This is a genomic window from Bradyrhizobium algeriense (genome assembly GCF_036924595.1).
In the GTDB taxonomy this organism is placed as follows: domain Bacteria; phylum Pseudomonadota; class Alphaproteobacteria; order Rhizobiales; family Xanthobacteraceae; genus Bradyrhizobium; species Bradyrhizobium algeriense.
In genome coordinates, this window is record NZ_JAZHRV010000001.1 from 7868281 (window position 1) to 7890303 (window position 22023).

The window sequence follows — 22023 nt, forward strand, 5'->3', positions numbered from 1 at the left end:
CCTGTGCAATGGCTTCCAAGCATTGCGCAAGTTCTCTGGGTGCCCACGGCTGGTCAGTGAGAATGGCGTCGAGCAAACGCAATGCAGCTTCCGGGAATCGGGCAGATAACTCGGACTCATGCAGTTGGTGCACAACCTAGTGGGGATGCTCAATCGGCCGTAGCCAGTCAACAACAACAGCAACGGCCGAAGGAAATTCACCGCCTGCTGCAATGCTCATGCGCGCAAGGGATTCTGCAATGCTGTCTGACGCTTGGTCCGTGACTTGGGCCAGACCTCCTGCCAGAATGGGCGGACACGGTTCTTCCAATAGTCCTCCCGTTGTTCAGCACCGCCTTTGAGGGCTTGCGAGAGTGCTCGCGCGACTTCGTGCAGACCCTCTTGCGGTACTGCCCCAATGGCGGTCCCAAAGTCAGCCGACGTATAACCTTTGACGGGGTCCAAAGCAGCGTAGGTTAGGAATGCTGCGAATTGTCGACCGTGTTCGCCAAGCTCGCCATAGTGATCCGCTGTGGAAAGGAACTGCGATTTGAATGCGATCAGGAGCGGACGATACCGGCCACTGGGATAAGGTGCTGCATGGAGTTTTAGTTTGGATCTGCATTATCAATGGCTTGAAGGCTCAGGCGACGAATGCATTCGGTGTGGTGTCCCGGTTTTTGTCCCGGTTTTGGATTGTTGGTCTGAGCCGCATGCGAGTTACCATTCTGCTTGCCTCGTGCCTATCTAGGCTTGCCGGCAGCAAGCCTGTTGAAAGGGAGTCTGTCGAGGTCTCGCCCGGTCCTATGCTGCTGCCTGGTTCGAGCCGTGGCCGCATGAAGCGCTCGCCCGGGAGTATCAGCAGCCGGCAACACTCGAGCAAGGCCTCTCACTGGCGCAGAGAGCGGTTGAACTAGATCCCCATCTGGCTGACGCCCGTCTGGCGCTTGCGGCAATATTGCAGTGGCTCCACAGGCCCGCCGAAAGCCGCGCAGAATTCGAGTGCGCCTTCGAACTCAATCCGAATCTTGCGGACTATCGGTTCGCACTCGCGCTCACCCGTTGGGGCCGCACCGAAGAAGCAATGGACCACCTGAAACGGATCATCCGGTTCGACCCCTTCCATGCACCGACCTGCCTGACTTTCTTGGGAAACGCCTATTACTTGATCGGCCGATACACCGACGCGATTGCAAATCTCAGGACTGCGGCTCGTCGTTCGCCGACTTTTCGACCAACCTTCGTTTGGCTTGCCGCGACCGCGGCCAAGCTCGGATATGATGGGGAGGCCCAGGAAGCGGCGGCGGTTGTGCTACGGCGGGATCCTGCCTTCACCATCAAAAAATGGCTCCATCTGCATCAGTTTGCAAAGCCGGCCGATGCCGAGCATGTCGCCGAAGGATTGCGGATGGCCCAGTTTCCCGAATGAGGACGCTGGTACGTTACGATCGCTCAAAGTTAAGCGGCGGAGATGTAGCGCTCGTGAGCGGCCGCTGCTGGCGCAAAGCGGCCATCCAGCCTGGGCCGAGCAGGTCAACAAATTGAAGGCGATGCACGAGTAATTTATCTGAGGTGAGCGAGCCGGACGATGAAGTAAGGGACGGTTGACAGAAGGCGTCAGCGCAGCATCGCCGAGCCGAAAATTGCGTCGGCCTCCTTTCGGAGCTTCTGGCCAGAAGTGCGGGGTGGCGATCACAGGCGCTGGCCGGTCTCCGGCGAAAACAACACTGCATCAGCGAGCGTGACGCGCAGCCCGACGGCGTCGCCGAGCGCGAGCAGTGAATAGCCGGGCACCGTCACCATGACATCACTGCTTGGAGCCCCTTCGTCATCATGCGCCGTTACCGCGCCATCAAGCCGGACTCCGAGGATCGTATCCGCCCCGACATGTTCGACCAGCGTGACGCGGCCTGCCAGGGTTTCCGGTCCGCCCTGTTCGACGGGCATGACGGCGTTGGGGCGCAGCCCCAGAAGCACGGGCCGATCGGATCCCGACGCGGTTGCGGCGAGATGCGACGGAGCCGCCAACAGGGTTTGTCCTACCCGCAGGGCACCGTTACCTGCGGTCGCATGGATCAGATTCATCGGCGGTGTGCCAATGAATCTAGCCACATAGGTATTGGTCGGGTTCTGATAGAACTCCCGCGGAGTTCCGTACTGCTGAACGACGCCATCGCGCATCAGTGCGATGCGGGTACCCATCGTCATTGCCTCGACCTGGTCGTGGGTGACATAGACGAAGGTCCCGCCGACCTCCCGATGCAGCTTGGTGATCTCAGCCCGCATGGTGGTGCGCAGCTTGGCGTCGAGATTGGACAACGGTTCGTCCATGAGAAACACTTCCGGCTCGCGCACCATGGCACGGCCCAGGGCAACGCGCTGGCGTTGCCCGCCCGAAAGCGTGCGCGGATGACTATCGAGCATGCTCGTCAGACCGAGGATCTTCGCAGTGCGGTCGACGCGCTCGCTAACCTCAGGCAATTTTTCGACCTGGCGCTTGCCGAGGCCTCCTATGAGCGGAATGTGAAACCACCAGCGGAAGCGCCGCATGATCAGTGGGAACGTGATGTTGCGACGGACCGTCATATGGGGATAGAGCGCGTAGGACTGGAAAACAAAGGCCATGTCGCGGTCGCTCGGCGGCAATTGATCGACGCGGCGACCGCCCAGGCGAATTTCGCCGCCTGAGATCGTCTCCAGCCCGGCCAACATTCGCAGCAGGGTCGACTTGCCGCAGCCGGAGGGGCCAAGCAGCACGAGGAACTCGCCGTCCTGCACGTCGAGTGAAATGTCCTGGATCACCGTCTTGGTTCCGAACGACTTGGTAATGTGAACGAGTTCGATTGCGGCCATCAGTAACGCCTCTGTTGAATGTAACGGCCTCAGCCCTTGACGCTGCCCGCAGTCATGCCGGAGACGACATAGCGCTGCACGAAAAGATAAAAAATCACGGCCGGCAGCGTGTAGATCACGCTCACCGCCATGACCGAATGCACCGGCGTAGAGAGTTCGCCGACAAATCCCGCGAGCCCGACCGAGGCCGTTCGCAAGGCCTCGCTGCTGACCAGTGTCTGGGCGAAGACATATTCGTTCCACCCGTGAAAAAAGGCGATCACCGCCGCGGCGGCAAGCGTCGGCGCGACCAACGGCACCACCACGGCGAGAACGATGTCGATCCGCGAACACCCGTCAATCCGCGCCGCCTCTTCGACCTCAATCGGTATGCCGTCGATGGCGCCCTTGAGGATCCAGGTAATGACGGGAACCGTGAACGCAGTGTTCGCCAGGATAAGGCCGATGAGGCTGTCCAGCAGCGACATCTGGGCGAAGATGCCGTAGAGCGGCACCACGAGCATCGCTTCAGGCAGCATCTGCGTTGCAAAGAGAGCGAACCCGAAAATGCCCTTACCGCGGAAGCGGAAGCGCGACAACGCATAGGCTGGTAGAATCGCGAGAGCGATGCTCAGCACCGTCGTCCCCGTCGCGACGATAGCGCTGTTGACGAGCCAGGTCGCCACAGGAATGGTACGGAAAACCTCGCGATAGGCCGCCGCCTCGGAAAGCGTCGGCAGAAGACGCGCGCGATCGGCGAAGAGTGCGGCCGATGGCGTCAGCGATGTGACGAACATCCAGTACGGCGGGAAGGCCGCGGCGCCGAGAAGCCCCAGGATGGCGGCGAGGTGCAAGCCCTGTCGCAAGGAAAGCACTCCCATCAGTCGTTCCCCTGGGCGCGCTCAGCCCGCTGTGTGTAGCGGAAATAGACCAGCGTCATTGCTAATGCCGTACCGAGGCCGATCATGCCGACCGCGGCGGCACGCCCGAGATCGCGATAGACAAAAGCCTGGCGATAAAGTTCGATCACCAGCGTATTGGTGGCGCCGATCGGACCGCCTTGGGTCATCAGCCAGATCAAATCGAACCGGCGCAGCGACCAGATGGTGATGAACAACGCCAGCAGCGCGACTGTCGGCCGGATCGTCGGCCACACCACCGCGGCAAATACGCTCAATCGATCGGCGCCATCGATGACTGCCGCTTCCCGTTGTTCCTTCGACACGCCCTGGAGCGCTGCCAGAATGACGACGGAGGCAAAGGGAAAGATTTGCCAGACGGTCGTGAGCAGGATCGCGGGCAGAGCCAGGGAGGGGTCGTCGAGCCAGTTTTCGGTGCCTGAAGCTATTCCGAGCGCCCGCAGCGTGCGGCTGAAGATGCCGTACTGCGCATTGTACATCCAGATGTAGACGAGAGCGACGGCGACCGGCGGCGCGGCCCAGGGGATCGTTACCAGGGTGCGCGCTATTGCTCGCCCCGGGAATGATTCATCCAGCAGCAAGGCGGCGGTCAGGCCGAGGCCGATCGACAGCACCACGCAAGCCGCGGTATAGAGCGCAGTAATCCAGAGTACGTGATGGAAATCGCTCGTCGCGAATAAGTCCCGGTAGTTGTCGAGTCCAACCCAGGTGTGATCGCGCGGCGAAAGCAGCGAAGTTGACGTGAAACTCAGATAGAGTTCCTCGATCAGCGGATAACCCTGAAAGAACAGCAGATAGCCTGCCGCCGGCGCCATGAAGAGGTACGGAGTCCAGGCGCTCCCGTGCAAGCGTTCGTCGGCCATGGGCACTCCGCTTTCGCTGTTCCTGCAAGGAGGGCACGGTTCGGAAGCCGGGCGCGTCTCTCACCGCAAGAGCCTTATCGACGTCTTTTCTCACCGCTTGAATTGGTAAGCTGGTTGCGGCCAAGCTGCGCCGTGTAATCGATACGATGCGATCACTTCTTGACCACGCGCGCCGTCACCATGCGCTGGGCGTCGTCCATCGCCTTCTTCGGGTCCATCCCACCCTGCAGAACCTTCAAGACCTGCTCGAGCACAATCTGCTGGATGTCCGGCGTCTTGGTCTCAAGGCCGATGACCAGTTGCGGGACCGCGTTCGGCGTCTGGTCATCAAAGACCTTGAGCCACGGCTTCTTGGCGATGTCGTCAGCAGAACGCTCGACAATGGTGGCGACGCTGCTGGCGCCGATGATGTCCTGAAGTTCTCGCTGATTTTCCGGACGAAGCACCCATTTCATGAAGGCGATCGCCGCATCCTTGTGCTTTGTGTTGGCGTTGATCGTCAGCGGCGCCAGGATCAGGCCCTGCGCTCTCGTCGGGAACGGCGAGGGGGCGGCTGCGAGCGGCAGGTCGGGGGCCTGCTGATTGAAGATGGCGGCGACGCCGCCGTTATCGACCTCCATGGCCAATTTGCCTTCCCAGAACATCCGGCGATAGGTCGCTGCATCGGCGCCCTTCGGTATCGCGCCGAGGTCGTACACCTTCTTATAGGCGGCGATGCCTTCGACCACCTTGTCGCTGTTGACCGTCGGGTTGCCGGCGTCGTCGCTCCAACGCCCGCCGAAGCCGAACACAAAATTGCATACGTCCTGCCAAAAGCCCGCGCGCTCGGCCATCGTCGCGCGGAACGCGAAGCCAAATTTGCCGTCCACTGTGGCCGCCTTCGCGCTGGCCAGAAATTCCTCGAAAGTGGCAGGCGGTTTGCCGCCAGGGACCAGCGACTTGTTATAGATCAGCACGTAGTTGCTGATCTCGAACGCGACGCCGTAGCGCTTTCCGCCCACTTTCAGATACTTGTCCGGCGCGGTGAAGTTGTAATCGGTGTCCTTGATCGCGTCGTCGAGCGGCAGAAGCCGATTAGCAGGCACGGCCGCATAGAAATCGATCTGATCGAAGCGCACGAGATCCGGACCGCCACCACCGCCCATCTGGGTGAAGACCGTGTTGGCGAGCGTGGAGAACGGGATCGCGAGTGGCTGGACCTCGATCTTGTCCTGGCTCTTGTTGAATTTCTCGACCCAGGCCTTGAGCTTCTCGCCGCGGCCGGCTTCAGCAAAGGTGGCGCCGGCGAAAGTGATCGTTTCCTTCGACTGTGCGATGGCGGCAGTCGAACCGAGGAGAGGCGCGAACGCCATTCCGGCCGCAACAATCATCGAAACGCGCTTGTTGGACGTCATGCATTCCTCCCGTTGGCCGCACCCCGATCAATCTCATGACGTCGGGTGTCTTTTTAATCCGGACGCCATCGTTCATGCAGCGTCGTTATTTACTAGAATATTGTGATATATTACAGAAGTCAATACAGTGATCGCCTTCCCTAGGCAGCGCGGTACCGATGGGGAAGGCAACCCGCTCAGACGAGCGGTTCGATGCTGCAATCGAGCAGACTGGGGTCGATGCCTGTTTCCATCGCATCGAACATCGTATCGACGAACGCTACCAAGGCGTCGATGGCCGCAACGGCGCGTTCGGCATGTCGGTTGGCAGTGAGGTTGAGAACCGCGAGATGGTGGTCGACCGTGCCGCCAAGGTCGGACTGGCCAGGCATGTAGTGGTGGTGGATGAAGCCGATCCTGCGATAGAGGGTGTGAAGCGGTCGCAGCGTGTGCTCGAGGAATGGTTCTCCGGCCGCCGCCAAAATGAGCGCGTCGATGCGGCGATCAAGAGCGTTGAATTCAGCGAGGCTCAGAGTGTCGCGCTTCTCTTTCAAAACACGCTCAATGTGGAGCATCTGGTTGCGGTGGGAAAGGCTGGCGCGCTCGGCGGCAAGCTTGACGACGGTGCGCTCGATGTCGCGTCGGAGGCCGAGCAGCATGCGTTCGCGGGCCAAGTCGATCGGCGCGATCTGCAGGCCGTGGCGGGGCCGTATTACGATCAGCGTGTCGGCAGCGAACCGATTGACGGCGTTGTGCACCGGCGTGCGGCCGAAACCGGTAATGGTCTGCAGTTCCTGAACGGTGAGCGACCGCCCAGGCTTTAGCTCACAGTTGACCAGCAGGTCCTCAATGCGCTGATAGGCGAGTTCGAAGAAGTTGATGCGATTTCGTCTGTTCGGCGCGTCGCTTGCGTCGGGGCGCACCAATTCAAGAGTGCCTTTGCGCTTTGCCATCCCCGGCTCCTTTGTCCGCATTCCTGCCGATCCTCTACTATAAGCATAACCTTAAAACATGTTGTGAAATATTACAATTGGAGGTACGCTCGATTGCCTCGCGGTGGAAGCTGCGAGTCGCTTTGCTGCAATGAACAAGAGAGTCCTCTGCCTCGATTGGCCGTCGCGCGAGGACCCAGCCTGATGGGAGGATGCCCGCCTTGAGGATCATTTCGATCGAGACTCTGCGCACCGAAGAATTCGCCAACGTGCTTTGGGTCCGGGTCCATACAGACGTCGGCGTTATCGGCCTCGGCGAAACCTTCTACGGCGCCGGCGCGGTCGAGGCGCAGATCCACGATACGTTTGCGGGACGGCTGCTCGGCCGCAATCCGCTTCATATCGAGGCGATTCATCGCGACATGCTCAACCTGCCGATGGCCCAGTCCTCGACCGGGGTCGAATATCGCGCGGCCTCTGCCATCGACATCGCGCTGTGGGATCTGTTCGGAAAGGTCTGTCACCAACCAGTGCATCAGATGCTCGGCGGCCTGTGCCGGGACAAGCAGCGCATCTACAACACCTGTGCCGGCTACAAATACGTCCGCTCTACCAACATCAAGCCGGTGTCCAACTGGAACCTCGGCGTGTCGGATGGTCCCTATGAAGACCTCGACGGCTTCATGAATCGCGCCGACGCGGTGGCCGAAAGTCTGCTGGAGAGTGGCATCAGTGCGATGAAGATCTGGCCGTTCGATCCGGCGGCGCAGGAGAACCAGGGCCTGTTCATCAGCGCGGAACAGATGAAGAAGGCCATCCAGCCGTTCGAGAAGATCCGCAAGGCCGTCGGCGACAAGATGGAGATCATGGTCGAGTTCCACTCGCTGTGGAATCTGCCCACCGCTATGAAGATCGCAAAGGCGCTCGAGCCCTACAAGCCGACCTGGTACGAGGACCCGATCCGTATGAATTCGCCGCAGGCGCTCGCCGAATACGCGCGCTCGACCGACGTCTGGGTCTGCGCCAGTGAGACGCTCGGCTCGCGCTATCCCTACAAGGACATGCTCGATCGCGACGCGATGCATGTCGTGATGGCCGATCTGTGCTGGACTGGCGGCCTCACCGAGGGGCGCAAGATCGCCGCGATGGCCGAAACCTACCACCGTCCCTTTGCGCCACATGACTGTATCGGCCCGGTCGGTTTTGCCGCCGCTGTGCACATGTCGTTCAGCCAGCCGAATACGCTGATCCAGGAATCCGTGCGCGCCTTCTACAAGGGCTGGTACAATGAGCTCGTCACCAATATGCCCGTGATCATGGACGGATACGTCTATCCGATGGAGGGGGAGGGCCTCTGCATCGACTTGCTACCCGCGGTCTACCACCGTCCGGATTTGACCGTGCGCCGCTCCAACGTCTGAAGGTTCGCAATGTCCCATGCGTTGTTCGATTTGTCCGGCCGCACGGCCTTGGTGACCGGCTCATCACGCGGACTTGGCCGCGCCATCGCCGAGGGGCTCGCAAGAGCGGGCGCGCGATTGATCGTCAACGGCGTCGATCCGGCTCGCGTCGAAGCCGCTGTGGCCGAAATCCGCGCCGTCGGGTACGCGGTCGAGGGTTCGACCTTCGACGTGACCGATGAAGCCGGAATCATCGAGGCCTTTACGCACTTCGACGCTGCTGGAACCGAGATTGATATCCTGGTCAACAATGCCGGCATTCAGGTACGCAAGCCGCTGATCGAATTCTCTTCAGCCGAGTGGCGCAAAGTGATCGAGACCAATCTCACCAGCGCTTTTGTCGTCGGGCGCGAAGCGGCGAAACGGATGATCCCGCGCAAGCGCGGTAAGATCATCAACATCGGATCGCTGGCGAGCGAACTGGCACGGCCGACTGTCGGGCCATATACGGCGGCGAAGGGCGGCATCAAGAACCTCACGCGTTCGATGGCGGTCGAATGGGCGGCGAACGGCGTCCAGGCCAACGCCATCGGACCCGGTTACATGCTGACCGATATGAACGAGGCCCTGGTCAAGAATCCCGAATTCAGCGCCTGGCTGATGTCCCGCATTCCTTCGAAGCGCTGGGGACGGCCCGATGAACTCGTAGGCGCCGCGGTGTTCCTCGCCTCAACCGCGTCCGACTACGTCAACGGCCAGATCATCTATGTCGACGGCGGGATGCTGGCTGCGATGTAGGCGCGACTGCAGGATCAGGGAGAACATGTTCATGCGAGCCGTCGTCATCCACGCTCCGAAAGACCTGCGGATCGAGTGCTTTCCCGATCCGGCCCCCGGTGCCAACCAGGTGCGCGTCAAAATTGCCGCCGGCGGCATTTGCGGCTCGGACCTGCATTACTACCACCATGGCGGCTTCGGCACGGTCCGGATCCAGCAGCCGATGGCGCTCGGACACGAAATATCTGGCGTGATCGCCGCGGTCGGCGGCGATGTATCGCACCTCAAGCCCGGCATGCGGGTAGCCGTAAATCCGAGCCAGCCCTGCGGCGTCTGCCTCCATTGCCGCGAGGGGATGCGCAACCAATGCCTGGACATGCGCTTCATGGGCAGTGCAATGCGCATGCCGCACGTCCAGGGAGGCTTTCGCGAGAACGTGACGGTCGACGCGTCGCAGGCTTTGCCGATCGCCGATTCCCTTTCCCTCGGCGAAGCCGCGATGGCCGAGCCGCTCGCGGTTTGCTTGCACGCCGGAAAGCAGGCGGGCCGGCTGCTTGGAAAGCGCGTCCTGGTGACGGGCTGCGGTCCGATCGGCGCGCTGATGGTCGTTGTGGCGCGCTACGGCAGTGCTGCGGAGGTCGTTGTCACCGATATCGCCGACGCACCCCTCGCTGTTGCGCGCAAACTCGGAGCGAGCCGTACCGTCAACAGTACGACGGAAGCCTCCGCGCTCGATACCTATCGTACCGGCAAGGGGGTGTTCGACATCCTGTTCGAGGCCTCCGGCAATCAGGCGGCACTGCGCGCCGCACTCGATCTTATGCGTCCAGGCGGAATCATCGTACAACTCGGGCTCGGCGGCGAAATGACCCTTCCGGTGAACACGATCGTTGCCAAGGAATTGCAGTTGCGCGGCACGTTTCGCTTTGATCCGGAATTCGAACTGGCGCTGCGCTTGATGGGCGAGGGCCTGATCGACGTGAAACCGCTGATATCAGCATCGCTGCCGTTCGCATCGGCGATCGACGCGTTCGAACTCGCCAGCGACCGATCGAAATCCATGAAGGTTCAACTAACGTTCTAGAAGGATTTCCAAAGTGGCTTCTTGGTGAAATGCGCATCATTCCGGCACGAAATTCGAGGCCTTGAGTAGGGAAATGCTTTTTTCGGTCTTGGTCGCGCACGATTGACGGTGGCACCCAAGCCGCGGGCGCCGCGCCAAGTCACGAGCAGTCTTCGGCTGATGCGCGATAAGCGAACGGCCGCTCGTGGCGCGAAGCGGTCGTTCGCCCAGGTACCAATGCCTTCGATCGTTATGGTCTCGCTTACCGGCGCCGCGGCTCAGCGCTGAAATACGATTTTGCCGCCAACTATCGTTACGTCGGCCTTGATGTCCTTGATCTGATCCTCCGGCACGGCCACGTAATCCGCCGAGAGAACCACTAGGTCGGCCAACTTTCCTGGCTCAAGCGTACCCTTCCGCCCTTCTTCGAACGTGTAACGTGCAGCAGCACTCGTATAGAGGCGAAGAGCCTGCTCGCGGCTGATGGCTTCGGAAGCGCCGTAAACGTTGCCGTTGGGGTCCTTCCGCGTCACCATGATGTACATGTTGAGGAGCGGGTTGATGGGATTGACTGGAAAATCGGTTCCAGCTCCGAGACTGTTGATGCCCATCCTCTCGATCAAGGTCTTTGTGGGCACGGCACGGTCCGCAGTCGCTCGCCCGAGGAAGCGCTCTACGGTCGCCGCCTTGTCCCACATGAATACGTTCTGAAAATCGACGCGGGCTCCTAGCCTGTGGGCGCGCTCCATCTGTTCGGGCCGGATCAAGCTTGCATGGATGAGGATGAAGCGCCGGTCGCGGATCGACTTTTCCCTGTCCGCAGCCTCGAACGCGTCGAGTACATGGTCGATACCGAGGTCTCCCACGACGTGTACGCCTACGCGCCAATTGTATCGGTTGCAGATCGACACGAGTTGCTTCAATCGCTCGGGCGTCTGCTGCGCGATGCCGCGGTAGTCGTCATGCGAATCGGGATAGACATCGCGGGTCAGCGCGGTCTTCAGAGTCATGCCGCCATCGTAGAAGATCTTGATGCCGGCAAACTTCAGCCAGTCGTCACCAAATCCGGACGACGCGCCGTTACCGGACATTACCGTTTCCCACGCAGCCATGTCCGCCGGCGGCTCCGGCCGGAACATCAGACCCGCGCGGAGAGTGGCTTCTCCAGAAACAGCGATCTTCTGAAGTGTCCGGATGTCCCGAGCTTCCGTCGCTCCCTCGACCACGCTCGTAATCCCGAAGCTGTTCAGGACTCCCTCGGCGATCTTGAACTGCCGGACCTCGTCTTCCTCACTCCACGGCGGCACGGCCTTCTCGACCCGATCGATCGCAGTCTCGACGAGAACGCCGGTTAACTCCCCGGATGCGTCCTTTTCGAAAGATCCGCCGCTTGGATTCGGCGTGCTCTTGTCGACTCCCGCCTTCTGCAGTGCCAGGCCGTTCGCCATCGAAAAGTGACCAACGGTCCGCAGGTAGACGGGATTGTTCGGAGCGACGCCATCGATTTCCTGTTTGGTGAGATAGCGCTTCTCAGCGAGCTGCGACGGCGGATGCCATGCGCCGCCCACGATCCATTCGCCCGGGTTCTTCTTGGCAGCGAATGTCTTGATCGCATCGAGAGCCTCGACGACCGTCTTCGCCTTGCTCATGCTCACGACGTACTCCGAGAGACCGGCAGCCTTGAAATGCGCGTGAGTATCGATCAGCCCGGGAACGACAGTCTTGCCGGCCAGATCCAACACACGTGTCCGTGTGCTGATGATGGATTTGACCGACGCGTTGCTTCCTGTTGCGAGTATCTTGCCGTCCAGAACGGCCAGCGCCTCCACGACGGATGACCGATCATCCATGGTCAGGACGTTTCCGTTGATCAGAACCAGGTCGGGCGAACTCGAGTCCGCCTGCTGCGCGTGCGTTGGGCTGGCGAGGCACAGGCCAAATCCCAGGATCACCAGAGGGTTTGCCTTCCTTATCATGAAATTTCCTCCGCCTCGCGTTGTTCGATGACGAACAATAGTTCGATGGATGCAGAATGCATCTAGTTTAATTCCGTGCCGACCGGATTCGGGTACTGGCCTGAGAGCAGGTCCCCTGGATGACGGTCTGGGCTGGCGATGGGCCGGCGTCCCGCCAAGACGGTGCTGGTCAGGCCTGTCGGCCATAACTCTCGGTTACCGCCGCCGCGACGAACTTTCTGCGTCCGGTGCTGCCCGGGCTTGTGCCATGGGCGGCGCACCAGTCCGGGAATGTGGCGGGGTCGATGTAAACACGCAGCACGACGTGTCCATAGGCCTTGAGCCCCTGCTCCATTTCCTCGGCCATCTTCAGCCATTCTTTCCAGTTCGGTGGCATCTTGTCGCCATCGTCGAAAAGTTGCAGCAACGCTGGATAATCTTCCTCCTTGATCCAATAGGCCCCGACTGCGGGAGGCGGTTTATCCTCGGAATTCGTCATACGTGTTCTCCCTGCAGATGCTGCTTGTCAGTGACACGATCGAGGCGGCTCCTCCGCCTCGAACTGCCGTAAATCAGCGATTCGATCATTCGAACTTCCGCGATATTCCCCGGACGCCGATGGCGGCGTAGGCATGACAGTTCCTCCACCATCTCGCCCTCCGCGTCGCTCTATGGCGAGCCGAAGACCATAGCTTCAAAGCCGTCTTGACCTTTGATCTCACCCAAGCGGCCGTCTCTGATCGGCCGCTTGTGGCGCAAAGCGGCCGGTCACGGCATGTCCGCTCCTGGCGGCAGAACGGACATGCCGCGACAGCGGGTCGAGTTCTCAGTTTGACCCAACGCGGAAGTCAGGCGCCTTCCGTCTTCATTGGCCACCGACGCGTGGAAACTTGCTGGCGCTCTTACTCGGGGCAGCCATTGGACAGGCGGATGTTCTGAAGGCGAACGGTGTTCTGGCCTGGGATTAGAACAACCCGCTCGACTTCGAGAAGCTTGGCGTCGCGAAGGCTGAAGAGAAAGCGGACGCCCAGGTGCGCCGGCAAGCCCTCTGGAGATGGCGAGTCGCGGAACTGAACTCCGATATAATGCGGCACTATCGACTCGTCATGATACCAGGAGCCTGTGATAAAAAGGCTGCGAAAGGAGCCACTCGAAACCAGCCTTAGTAAGCATGGTTGAACGCGGGTTTCCCCTCCAGAGGACAGGAAGTTCAGTTGCTGCAAGGTCCCCGCATCGGCTTCGGAGAAGGCAACGTGTAGGCGCGTTGTCTGATAGGCCGACGGAAGCTCCGGGATGACGCCATCCGCGTGGACGGAAAGGATACGATCCTGGTGCGCAAATGCCGCGGTGGCGAGCACCATAAAAGCGACAAGAAGCGTGGTGCGTTTCATTGGCTTGACATTCGATCACAGTTGCTGCGGCACGCGGGTTCGTCCGCGCGGCGCAATGCGGACTTCCTCTAGCACGAGACGTCTTATTTTGACGATCTCAGAGTCCGGAAATGGCCCAGGCTGTGTGAAAACGTTTTTCCGCCCCCAAAAAACTGCACGCAACCGGGGACGATCCGCGTCGACACGACGGTCTGAGCGTATTTTGCTGTATCGGGTCTGGAGTCAACCCGGGCGCAACCTCGGGATACGCTGAGCGGCCTGAACGGTCACACGATGCGTATAACAGCACGAGTTCTTCACGCCCGGATTGCCGCCAGGAGCGGCTTGATGCCGACGATGTTCATTACGCGCGTGAGGTTGTAGGCGAGTACGTTCAGCGCCATTTCGGTCGCGACATTGGGCAACCGCTTCATTAGAAAGTGTGTCGCCCCCATCCGCATCTTCAGTGTGGCGAACGGATGCTCGACGGTTTCGCGGCGCACACGCATGGCTTGCGGGTTCTGATCGAGCCGCATCTGCGCGGCCTCGACGACGTGTTCGTGTTCCCAGCGTTTGATGCGGCGCTCGTTGGACGTTGTGCACTGATCCTTGAACGGGCATGTGCGGCACGCCTTCGTCAAGTAAATCCGCATTTTCTGGCCATCTTCATCAGCGGTGAAGTGGTGCGCCAGCTTCTCGCCGGCCGGGCAGCGATAGACATCGTCCTTGGCCAAATAGACAAAATCAGGTTTCCCAAAGCGGCCTGCCGACTTGGCTCCCGAGGTTTGCGGCTTGGGTAGCGTGACCGCGACCCCGGCCTGTTCGCATGCCAGAAGTTCCTCACCTTTAAAGTAGCCCCGATCCGCAACGACGTCCAAATGATCGCTGCGCAGCGCGGCTTTCGCTGCCTGCGCCATCGCCGCCAGTTGCGATCTATCGGTGCCGACGTTGGTGACCTCGTGCGCGACAATCAGATGGTTCGTGGTGTCGACCGCACTTTGTACGTTGTAGGCGACCATGCCGGAGCCGCGCCCACTCGTTGCCATCGAGCGGCAATCGGGATCGGTCAGCGATATCTGCTTGTCGGGCGAGGCGAGCAATGCCTTTTCAATCGCGGCCAGCCGTTTCACTTCTTCTTCGAGCTTCGCCAGCTTTTCCCTAAGCCGCGTCTTGGTCAGCAGCACCGTTTCCGACGGCTCTTCTCCTGCGGCAGTCTGACGGTCGGCGGTATCCAGTTGACTCATGTAGCGCGCCACGCTCTCTTCGATCTGCTTCTGGCGGCGCTGGATCTTGCCTTGCGTGAAGTTGTTGTCGCGACTGTTCACGGCCTTGAACTTGCTGCCGTCGATGGCAACGCTGGCCTTCGTCAGCAGGCCCATCTTGCGGCACAACTCGACGAATTGCGCGCAAACCTTCTTGATCGCTGCGCCATTGTCCTTGCGGAAGTCGGCGATGGTTTTGTGATCCGGCGCGAGCCGTCCGGTCAGCCACATCACCTCGAGATTGCGGCGAGCCTCGCGCTCCAGCCGCCGGCTCGATTGCACCCGGTTGAGATAGCCGTAAATGTAGAGCTTGAGCATCGGCGAAGGATGGTACGCCGGCCGGCCGGTCGCCGCAGGATCAACGCCATCGAACCCGAGGTCGCGCAGTTCCAACGCATCCACGAACACATCGACCGCGCGAATAGAATTGCTCTCGTCGACCCAATCATCGAGGCATTCCGGCAACAGCGTCGTCTGCTGGCGATCCGCCCCTTGAACGAAACCCCGCATCACTTCCCCCGTCGATTCAGCAAGAGAATCATAGCATCGACGGGGTTTTCACACAGCCTGGACCCGAAGCTGACCAACTTCGTCGGCTGCGGCTGGTCCGGTATTGAGGGCAGTCCGGACTTCGCATCAGCGATCCTTCGATCTCCGCTTGTGACCCCGAGGCGGACAGACCACCCGCGGCAACTAATGCCCGCGGACGCAAGACTGAGATCGCACCTGTCTCAACCGTAATTTCAAGCGTTGCCGTCAGATTCCGCATGGAGATAGGTCAAGGCAACTGACGATACACGCTGCACTTTCCAGACGACATGATGGCTGACGTCGGTCGCACTTGATGCTATCATGCCGCTCGCTCGGATCGTGCGGGTTATGCCTTCTTGCAGGTGTGTAAACCGTTCATCAGCCCTGTCTGACTCCGGTTCTACGAGAGAACGTCATGAACCGGCGATCGGAGCCACAATCTCCCACATACTTCGTCCGTCTGCGGCGAAGCGTCGTTAGAGCGGATCGCGTTGGCGTTCAGCGCCTGCGGGAAATTCGATAGCAGCAACGACAATGATACGCGTCCTACGTGCAAGCACGTCGTCTCCAACTCCGCGGCAGCTCGCGGCATAGGCGTGAGCCGGCGCTTGATCCAAGGAGGAATCAATGAGGCCCATCAACTTCAGCATAAGCGCGGCATCCCGCCGCAGCGATGACACTTGCGAAACCAACGCTGTTCGCAGGGGTACTCGTAGCGTTTGCCCCCGCGGTTGTCACGGGGCAGCCGATTGAAAAGAAAGGGACTACGCCCTACGTGACACACTTCATTTTTAAGCCGTTGATGAGCATTGACATCGCTGGTCTCGGTACGGCCACCGCGCTGGAGGCGGTCGGGACGACCCAAAACATGAAGGGAGAGAAGACGCTGGACAAGATGTCGGCTCATTGCGCAGCGCTGAACGTTTCGTCCGGCGACAAGAAATACATTGACGGCGCCTGCGTGCTGGCCGACAGCGACGGTGACAAGATCTTCTTGACCTTCGATACCCGCGACCTCGATAAGTCGCAGCCGAAAATGGATTGTGGCACCCATATCATCACTGGCGGTACCGGGAAGTATAAGGGGATCACCGGGAGTGAGCCATTTGCCTGCATAAGCATGCCTGCGCCAGCTGGCCCCGGCGGCTATTTCGCGATGGACATCCCGCATAACACGACGTGGGAAATCAAATAAGAACCTCGATGCCCCCTAGAACCGGGTGCACCAACACTTAACGAGAGCCCAGCCCAAAAAAAGCCGGGCTTTTCTTCTGCTGATTTTTATCCCCGGGGGATCACCGGCGACGAATTGGTCTAAGCACACCCGCCAATTGATTTCCGCTCTAGGCCCTGAGCGCTTAGACCATTGTCACGTCGACTGTCAGCGGTAGATTGGACATCGATGCGCGCTGGCCTCTCCCGCCTGCACGCAAGGGATTTGGCTCGCCATGTCTTATCATTCATGGCCGACGTCAATTGAATTACTGACTGTCTGAGATGTCCCGTTTGTCTGCCGGCCGCCCGTTTATCGGCGTCCGGTCCTCTGGACGTTCATGCCTTGACCATACCGCGCGCTGTTCCATGTGCTCACTTGAACGGCACGATGCTCGGTTGGAGCCGGTGCAAGTTGAAGCCTAAGGCTGCCAGGAGCGGACAAACCGATAGATGTGAAACGGCGCACATGTGTTGCGAGCGGATTGGACTAAGATTAATGCTGGAAGTCGTGGTGCGAATATCCCTGTTTTCTAGGGAGCTTGCCATGAACAAACGGTTCATCGCACGAGGCGCAGCTGCGTTCGAAATGGCAAATGCCACAGCCAGGAAGCTTCCCAATTGCATTAGCCCGGAATTGCTGGAGCCAAGGAGCAATGTCGCGCTCTGAAGGTTCACTCTTAGAGGGAAAACCGATGAGAGCTCATGTAGATCAGCAATTGGATCGGGTGCGACATGGATTGCCCGAGCTGCGGCAGAGTCAACCCAGCGGATAACAAGGTCTGCGGCGACTGCGGTGCTCCGCTATTGTTGCGCTGCCATGCGTGCGGAGCCGACAACCCGTTGGGTAAAAAGTACTGTGGCGACTGCGGCGCAGCGCTCATGCCGACGGGAGCTGCGCGAGTATCGGCAGCGGCCCGAGTGTCGACGTCCACCGTGGTGCGGGCCACGGAGCCCCCTACTTTCTCATCCGCGCCAGGCTCTTCCGCCGAGCGCCGCCAACTCACGGTGATGTTCTGCGATCTCGTCGGTTCGACGGCGCTTGCGACAAAGCTCGACCCGGAAGATCTCCGGGAGGTCATCGCCGAATACCGCGATGGCGTGGCGGCCATCGTTCGCAAGTACGGTGGCACCATCAGCCGCTACATCGGCGATGGTATGTTGATCCTGTTCGGTCATCCATCAGCGCGCGAGGACGATCCCGAGAGCGCGGTGCGCGCCGCGCTTGAGATTGCCGCAGCCCGGCACGCGCCGGGCGCCCCACCGGATATTGAGCTGCGAGTTCGCCTCGGGCTCGCGACTGGTCTCGTTATCGTGGGGGACCTCATCGGCAGTGAGGCCGCCGAGCCGCAGGCCGTGCTCGGCGAAACGCCGAACCTGGCCGCCCGACTGCAAGCGCTCGCCGAGCCCGACGGCGTGGTAATCGCCGAGGACACGCGGCGGCTCATCGGCGGGCTCTTTGATTACGAGGATCTCGGCGTGGTGCCGCTGAAGGGCTTCGCAGCGCCGGTGCGCGCCTGGCGGGTGCTGCGCGAGGGAAAGGCGGAAAGCCGCTTCGAGGCATTCCACGCGGCAGCGCTCACGCCGTTGGTTGGGCGCGAGGAGGAGCTCGAACTGCTGGTGCAGCATTGGCAGCGTGCCAGGACGGGCACTGGCCAGGTAGTGTTGCTGGTGGGGGAGCCGGGGATTGGCAAATCGCGCCTCGTCGCGGCTCTCCAGGAGCGCATTGCGGGCGAGCCACACACCCGCTTGCGTTATTTCTGCTCGCCGCATCATCAGGACAGCGCGCTGTATCCCTTCATTGCTCAGCTGCAGCGCACCGTCGATTTCGAGCGTGACGACACGCCGGAGCACAGGCTCGACAAGCTGCAAGCGGTGCTATCCCCGGCATTGCCGCCCGACGAGGACATCGCAATCCTCGCCGAGCTGCTATCGATCCCGACCGGCAAGCGATTTCCGCCGATTGCCCTTACGCCACAGCGAAAGAAAGAGAAGACCTTCGATGCCCTGTTTCGGCAGCTTGGGGGTCTGGCCCGGCGACATCCAATCATGATGGTCTTCGAGGACGCGCAATGGATCGATCCGAGCTCGCGCGAATTGCTGGACCGGACCATCGATCGGGAGACGGCACTGCCGGTGCTGTCACTGATCACTTTCCGTCCCGAGTTTCAGTCCGGATGGACCGGAAAATCGCATGTCAGCACGTTGGTTCTGAACCGTCTTGATCATACGGCGGGCGCCGCGCTGATCCGGAGCATGACTGGCGACCGGGGACTGCCGCCCGAGCTCGTCACTGAGATCGCCGAGCGAACGGACGGGGTGCCGCTGTTCGTCGAGGAACTGACCAAGGCTGTGCTCGAAGCGGGTGCTGCCGGGGTCGAGCGCGCCATCTCCACTGCGCCGCTCCCGGGGCTCGCGGTCCCGCCCACCTTGCACGCTTCGCTGATGGCGAGGCTCGACCATATCGGCAAGGTCGCCAAGGAGGTCGCACAAGTCGGCGCGGCCATCGGCCGGGAGTTCTCCTACGATCTGCTCGCCGCCGCCGCGCGGCGGAGCGAGAACGAGCTGCGATCAGCGTTAGACCGCCTGATAGATACCGGGTTGGTGTTTCGGCGCGGCGAACCACCCGAGGCCAGTTTCCTCTTTAAACACGCGTTGGTGCAGGACGCGGCATACGGCACGCTGCTGCGCGGCCAGCGTCGTGAGCTGCACGCCCGAATCGCTGGCGCGCTGGAGGAGAAGCTCGCGACAACGGCCGAAGCGCAACCCGAGATCCTCGCGCATCATTTTGGAAATGCCGGTCTGATCGAGAAGGCGGTTTCCTATTGGCAGGAGGCCGGCGAACGTTCCAAAGCGCGCTCAGCCACGGCAGAAGCGATCAGACAAATGCGAAAGGCGCTCGATCTGTTGTCCCATCTACCGGACACCGCCGAGAGCCAGCGCACCGAACTCCAGCTTCAGCTCGCAATCGGCGGCGCGCTGATCGCCGCGAAGGGCCATGCGGCCGAAGAGACCGGAAAGTCCTACGCGCGGGCGCGTCGTCTCTGCGAGTTGCTGAACGACACGCCAAATCTGCTCAAGACGTTGTGGGGCGAATTCGTTCATCACCACGTGCGCGCCGAGACGAAACTATCGCATCGCGCCGCCGAAGAACTGCTCGAGTTGGCCGGACGACAAAACGACAGGGCCGCCTTAGTCGCCGGTCATCGGGCGGTCGGCGATAGCTGGCTGCATCGCGGAGAGTTGCGTTTGGCGCGCGCACATCTCGAGCAGGGGCTCGCACTTTACGACCCCACGCAGCATCGATCTCTGACGCTTCTGTTCGCCGAGAATGCCCGCGTGGCGACGCTCTCCTTCCTATCGCTGACGCTTGGGCTTCTAGGTTTCTTCGATCAGGCCCGGGCGCAGAGCAGGGAAGCCCTGGCAGAGGCGCGCGAGCTGTCGCACCCCATCAGCCTCGCATTCGCGTTAAGCGTCGCCTGCCGGCTGTATTTCGTGCTCGACGATCCACGGACTGTGCGCCTGCTCGCGGATGAGCTCATCGCGCTTACTACCGAGCAGGGCTTTGCCTTCTTTCTCGCGATGGGAACCGCGTATCGCGGCTGGACCATGGTCGAGGCCGGGGAATCCGACGCCGGGACCGATCTGCTGCGGCTCGGGATCGAGAGATTCCAAGCATCCGGCGCGGCGTGGACACTTCCGTTCTACCTCGCGCAGCTTGCCACGGCGCACGTGAAGACGGGAGCGCCCGAAGACGGGCTCGGCCGACTAATTGAGGCGTTGTCTCTGACCGAGAAATCGGGCGTGCGATGGTTCGAGGCGGAACTGCGATGCCGTCGAGGCCAACTGCTGCGGACCACCCGCCAAAACGCCGAGGCCGAGGCGGAGGCCAACTTTCGCCATGCCATCGCGATCGCGCGGCAGCAGGAGGCGAAGCTTTGGGAACTCCGCTCCGCCATAAGCCTCGCCCGGCTCTGGTGCGACCAGGACAAGCGCGATGAAGCACGCGGTCTCCTCGCGCAGGTCTATGGCTGGTTCACCGAGGGCTTCGATACACCCGACTTGAAAAATGCGGGAGCCTTACTCGACGAACTAAGCGCATAGAAGTCGAAGCCCGGCTGATCGTCATTGCCAGCCCGAATTCCGACTGCCTTGAAGCACATTGGATGTCCTCTTTTTGCGGAAGAGCGGACCTGCTTCCTGCAGAGGCCGACTTCCGAGTCTGACCCAACTGAGACATTGGCCGTCCACTGCGCAACGGTTTTGAAGCCGGTTTCAGCCCTATCCGAATATTCGTTTTAGCCGCTAAGGCTGGTGGAAGGGCGGCGCGCTCAACGTTTCGGGTTGCGCCCGCGGATGTTGTCAAAGCCTTGCTTGATTGCGGCGAAGCGCGCTTCGATCATCGGCTCAAATTCGAGATCGGTGAAGATATATGGCCAGTCCTTTTCGACGCCTTCGCGGACGAGTTCACCGGCATAGATCGGATCTATGCCCTGAGAGACGCGTTCCCGGATCATATTGATCTGCTCGGCAAGTGGGCCCGAAGTCGGCAAGGCACGGACCTCCCCCTCGAAGCGCATAGGGAGATTGCGTCTTGAGTTCATGATTTGAGTGCGGATGAACCCTGGACACAGCACCGATACGCCAATCCCGCGGGGCGCGAGTTCACGCCGCAGGCCCTCTGACAGCGCGACAACACCATACTTGGAAACGTTGTATGCATTGCTCTGCCCCGAAATGAGGCCAGCGATCGAGGCTGTGGAGACGATGTGTCCACCCTCGCCATGCTGCTCGATCAACGGCCCGAAAATCTCGATCCCCCAAATGGTCGCCATCAGGTTGACGCCCAAGGTCCAGTCCCACGACGCCTCGGTCCAGGTGCCATAAGGCCCACCGCCGCCGACGCCCGCGTTGTTGACGAGGATATGCACCTTGCCGTAGCGGGCAGTCGTGGCTTCGGCGGCCGCCACGAGTTCGGCTTTGAGTGAAACGTCCGCCTTCACGCCGTCGACATCGACGTTGGTGAGCCTCAGTTGCTTGAGCGCTGCGGACAGAGCCGCTTCTTCAATGTCGCAAAGCATGACTTTCGCTCCCGCTTGGGCGAAGGCGGTCGCGATCCCCAGTCCAATGCCTGACGCTGCACCGGTCACGAACACAGTCTTTCCAGCGAGTTCCTTCATGCGCATTCTCCCCCGTGCAAGCGGACACCCTCGCCCCCAAACGCCAAGTGTCCTCGGACGCCATATGACCGCGTTTTCGAGCGATTGGAAAGCGTGCCGGATATCCGTTCGTGGCACGAACCGGACCAACGAGACCGGTCTGTTGATGTCCGTTGTTCGAGGTAGGCCGGAAATGGCAGGCAGAGGTCAAACGACGCAATTGACCCTAAGCGGTCCTCTGCGCCTTCCGTCAATCGAGCGCCGAGGCGATGCCCTACAATCCACTAAGGCCCGCAAGGGCGCTCCCCCAAATGGTTTGGGAACCGGGCCCGACATAGGCGGCTGGGCGCTCGAGGTCACTCGCACGCTCAATTTTATATGGCCGCCGCTCATTG

General features: G+C 60.8%; 16 protein-coding genes and 1 pseudogene. 6 read left to right on the plus strand and 11 right to left on the minus strand.

The window, feature by feature from the left end; all coding sequences use genetic code 11:
* Positions 1 to 892 precede the first annotated feature (892 nt).
* The 6 genes from V1286_RS37745 to V1286_RS37770 all read right to left on the minus strand — a co-directional run bounded on the left by V1286_RS37745 (position 893) and on the right by V1286_RS37770 (position 6920).
* Positions 893 to 1105, minus strand: coding sequence for a hypothetical protein (locus V1286_RS37745; RefSeq protein ID WP_334489026.1), 213 nt, complete (start codon positions 1103 to 1105; stop codon positions 893 to 895).
* 566 nt (positions 1106 to 1671) lie between these two features.
* A complete protein-coding gene (locus tag V1286_RS37750) occupies positions 1672 to 2832 on the minus strand; it encodes an ABC transporter ATP-binding protein (RefSeq protein WP_334489029.1) in 1161 nt (386 codons plus the stop codon).
* 29 nt (positions 2833 to 2861) lie between these two features.
* Entirely contained in the window at positions 2862 to 3692 is an 831-nt protein-coding gene (locus V1286_RS37755; RefSeq protein ID WP_334489032.1) for a carbohydrate ABC transporter permease, read from the minus strand.
* Entirely contained in the window at positions 3692 to 4594 is a 903-nt protein-coding gene (locus V1286_RS37760; protein WP_334489035.1) for a carbohydrate ABC transporter permease, read from the minus strand. Before V1286_RS37760 ends, V1286_RS37755 begins: the two co-directional genes overlap by 1 nt.
* Before the next feature lie 152 nt (positions 4595 to 4746).
* The gene (locus V1286_RS37765) at positions 4747 to 5988 is read right to left on the minus strand and encodes an ABC transporter substrate-binding protein (RefSeq protein WP_334489038.1); all 1242 of its coding nucleotides are present in this window, start codon (positions 5986 to 5988) and stop codon (positions 4747 to 4749) included.
* A 176-nt stretch (positions 5989 to 6164) separates the two neighbouring features.
* Positions 6165 to 6920 carry a GntR family transcriptional regulator gene (locus V1286_RS37770; protein ID WP_334489041.1) on the minus strand — a complete coding sequence of 252 codons (756 nt, stop codon included), beginning with the start codon at positions 6918 to 6920 and terminating at the stop codon, positions 6165 to 6167.
* Between the two features lie 200 nt (positions 6921 to 7120).
* Here V1286_RS37770 and V1286_RS37775 point away from each other — a divergent pair, with 200 nt between their 5' ends.
* Genes V1286_RS37775 through V1286_RS37785 form a run of 3 tightly spaced genes read left to right on the plus strand, consistent with a single transcriptional unit; the run spans position 7121 to position 10160 of the window.
* Positions 7121 to 8320: a mandelate racemase/muconate lactonizing enzyme family protein gene (locus tag V1286_RS37775; RefSeq protein ID WP_334489044.1), complete on the plus strand. Its 1200-nt coding sequence runs from the start codon at positions 7121 to 7123 to the stop codon at positions 8318 to 8320.
* A 9-nt stretch (positions 8321 to 8329) separates the two neighbouring features.
* On the plus strand, positions 8330 to 9097 hold the full coding sequence (locus V1286_RS37780) for an SDR family oxidoreductase (RefSeq protein ID WP_334489046.1): 768 nt from the start codon (positions 8330 to 8332) through the stop codon (positions 9095 to 9097).
* Positions 9098 to 9128: 31 nt separating this feature from the next.
* The gene (locus V1286_RS37785) at positions 9129 to 10160 is read left to right on the plus strand and encodes an L-idonate 5-dehydrogenase (RefSeq protein ID WP_334490199.1); all 1032 of its coding nucleotides are present in this window, start codon (positions 9129 to 9131) and stop codon (positions 10158 to 10160) included.
* 257 nt (positions 10161 to 10417) lie between these two features.
* Here V1286_RS37785 and V1286_RS37790 read toward each other — a convergent pair whose 3' ends face one another.
* The 4 genes from V1286_RS37790 to V1286_RS37805 all read right to left on the minus strand — a co-directional run bounded on the left by V1286_RS37790 (position 10418) and on the right by V1286_RS37805 (position 15236).
* Positions 10418 to 11968 (minus strand): amidohydrolase, encoded by a 1551-nt coding sequence (locus V1286_RS37790; RefSeq protein WP_334489049.1) that lies wholly within the window; start codon positions 11966 to 11968, stop codon positions 10418 to 10420.
* 316 nt (positions 11969 to 12284) lie between these two features.
* Entirely contained in the window at positions 12285 to 12593 is a 309-nt protein-coding gene (locus tag V1286_RS37795; protein ID WP_334489051.1) for a hypothetical protein, read from the minus strand.
* A 403-nt stretch (positions 12594 to 12996) separates the two neighbouring features.
* Positions 12997 to 13485: a hypothetical protein gene (locus V1286_RS37800; RefSeq protein WP_334489054.1), complete on the minus strand. Its 489-nt coding sequence runs from the start codon at positions 13483 to 13485 to the stop codon at positions 12997 to 12999.
* Between the two features lie 296 nt (positions 13486 to 13781).
* Complete coding sequence (locus tag V1286_RS37805; protein ID WP_334489056.1) at positions 13782 to 15236, minus strand: IS1182 family transposase; 1455 nt, start codon at positions 15234 to 15236, stop codon at positions 13782 to 13784.
* An 823-nt stretch (positions 15237 to 16059) separates the two neighbouring features.
* Between V1286_RS37805 and V1286_RS37810 the strand changes: the two genes are divergently transcribed.
* From V1286_RS37810 to V1286_RS37815, 3 genes and pseudogenes are all read left to right on the plus strand, one after another.
* Complete coding sequence (locus V1286_RS37810) at positions 16060 to 16452, plus strand: hypothetical protein (protein ID WP_334489059.1); 393 nt, start codon at positions 16060 to 16062, stop codon at positions 16450 to 16452.
* 752 nt (positions 16453 to 17204) lie between these two features.
* Positions 17205 to 17330 (plus strand): annotated as a pseudogene (locus V1286_RS39095) (double zinc ribbon domain-containing protein); the annotation flags it as partial.
* A 60-nt stretch (positions 17331 to 17390) separates the two neighbouring features.
* A complete protein-coding gene (locus V1286_RS37815) occupies positions 17391 to 20573 on the plus strand; it encodes an ATP-binding protein (protein WP_334489062.1) in 3183 nt (1060 codons plus the stop codon).
* A 227-nt stretch (positions 20574 to 20800) separates the two neighbouring features.
* Here V1286_RS37815 and V1286_RS37820 read toward each other — a convergent pair whose 3' ends face one another.
* The gene (locus tag V1286_RS37820; protein WP_334489064.1) at positions 20801 to 21649 is read right to left on the minus strand and encodes an SDR family NAD(P)-dependent oxidoreductase; all 849 of its coding nucleotides are present in this window, start codon (positions 21647 to 21649) and stop codon (positions 20801 to 20803) included.
* Between the last annotated feature and the right edge of the window lie 374 nt (positions 21650 to 22023).

Bases quoted from the DNA above. Each gene is read 5' to 3' on its own strand.
- V1286_RS37745 (WP_334489026.1), bottom strand. From the start codon at position 1,105: ATGGAAGGGGTCGAACCGGATGATCCGTTTCAGGTGGTCCATTGCTTC.
- V1286_RS37750 (WP_334489029.1), bottom strand. From the start codon at position 2,832: ATGGCCGCAATCGAACTCGTTCACATTACCAAGTCGTTCGGAACCAAG.
- V1286_RS37755 (WP_334489032.1), bottom strand. From the start codon at position 3,692: ATGGGAGTGCTTTCCTTGCGACAGGGCTTGCACCTCGCCGCCATCCTG.
- V1286_RS37760 (WP_334489035.1), bottom strand. From the start codon at position 4,594: ATGGCCGACGAACGCTTGCACGGGAGCGCCTGGACTCCGTACCTCTTC.
- V1286_RS37765 (WP_334489038.1), bottom strand. From the start codon at position 5,988: ATGACGTCCAACAAGCGCGTTTCGATGATTGTTGCGGCCGGAATGGCG.
- V1286_RS37770 (WP_334489041.1), bottom strand. From the start codon at position 6,920: ATGGCAAAGCGCAAAGGCACTCTTGAATTGGTGCGCCCCGACGCAAGC.
- V1286_RS37780 (WP_334489046.1), top strand. From the start codon at position 8,330: ATGTCCCATGCGTTGTTCGATTTGTCCGGCCGCACGGCCTTGGTGACC.
- V1286_RS37785 (WP_334490199.1), top strand. From the start codon at position 9,129: ATGCGAGCCGTCGTCATCCACGCTCCGAAAGACCTGCGGATCGAGTGC.
- V1286_RS37795 (WP_334489051.1), bottom strand. From the start codon at position 12,593: ATGACGAATTCCGAGGATAAACCGCCTCCCGCAGTCGGGGCCTATTGG.
- V1286_RS37800 (WP_334489054.1), bottom strand. From the start codon at position 13,485: ATGAAACGCACCACGCTTCTTGTCGCTTTTATGGTGCTCGCCACCGCG.
- V1286_RS37805 (WP_334489056.1), bottom strand. From the start codon at position 15,236: ATGCGGGGTTTCGTTCAAGGGGCGGATCGCCAGCAGACGACGCTGTTG.
- V1286_RS37810 (WP_334489059.1), top strand. From the start codon at position 16,060: ATGAGCATTGACATCGCTGGTCTCGGTACGGCCACCGCGCTGGAGGCG.
- V1286_RS37820 (WP_334489064.1), bottom strand. From the start codon at position 21,649: ATGAAGGAACTCGCTGGAAAGACTGTGTTCGTGACCGGTGCAGCGTCA.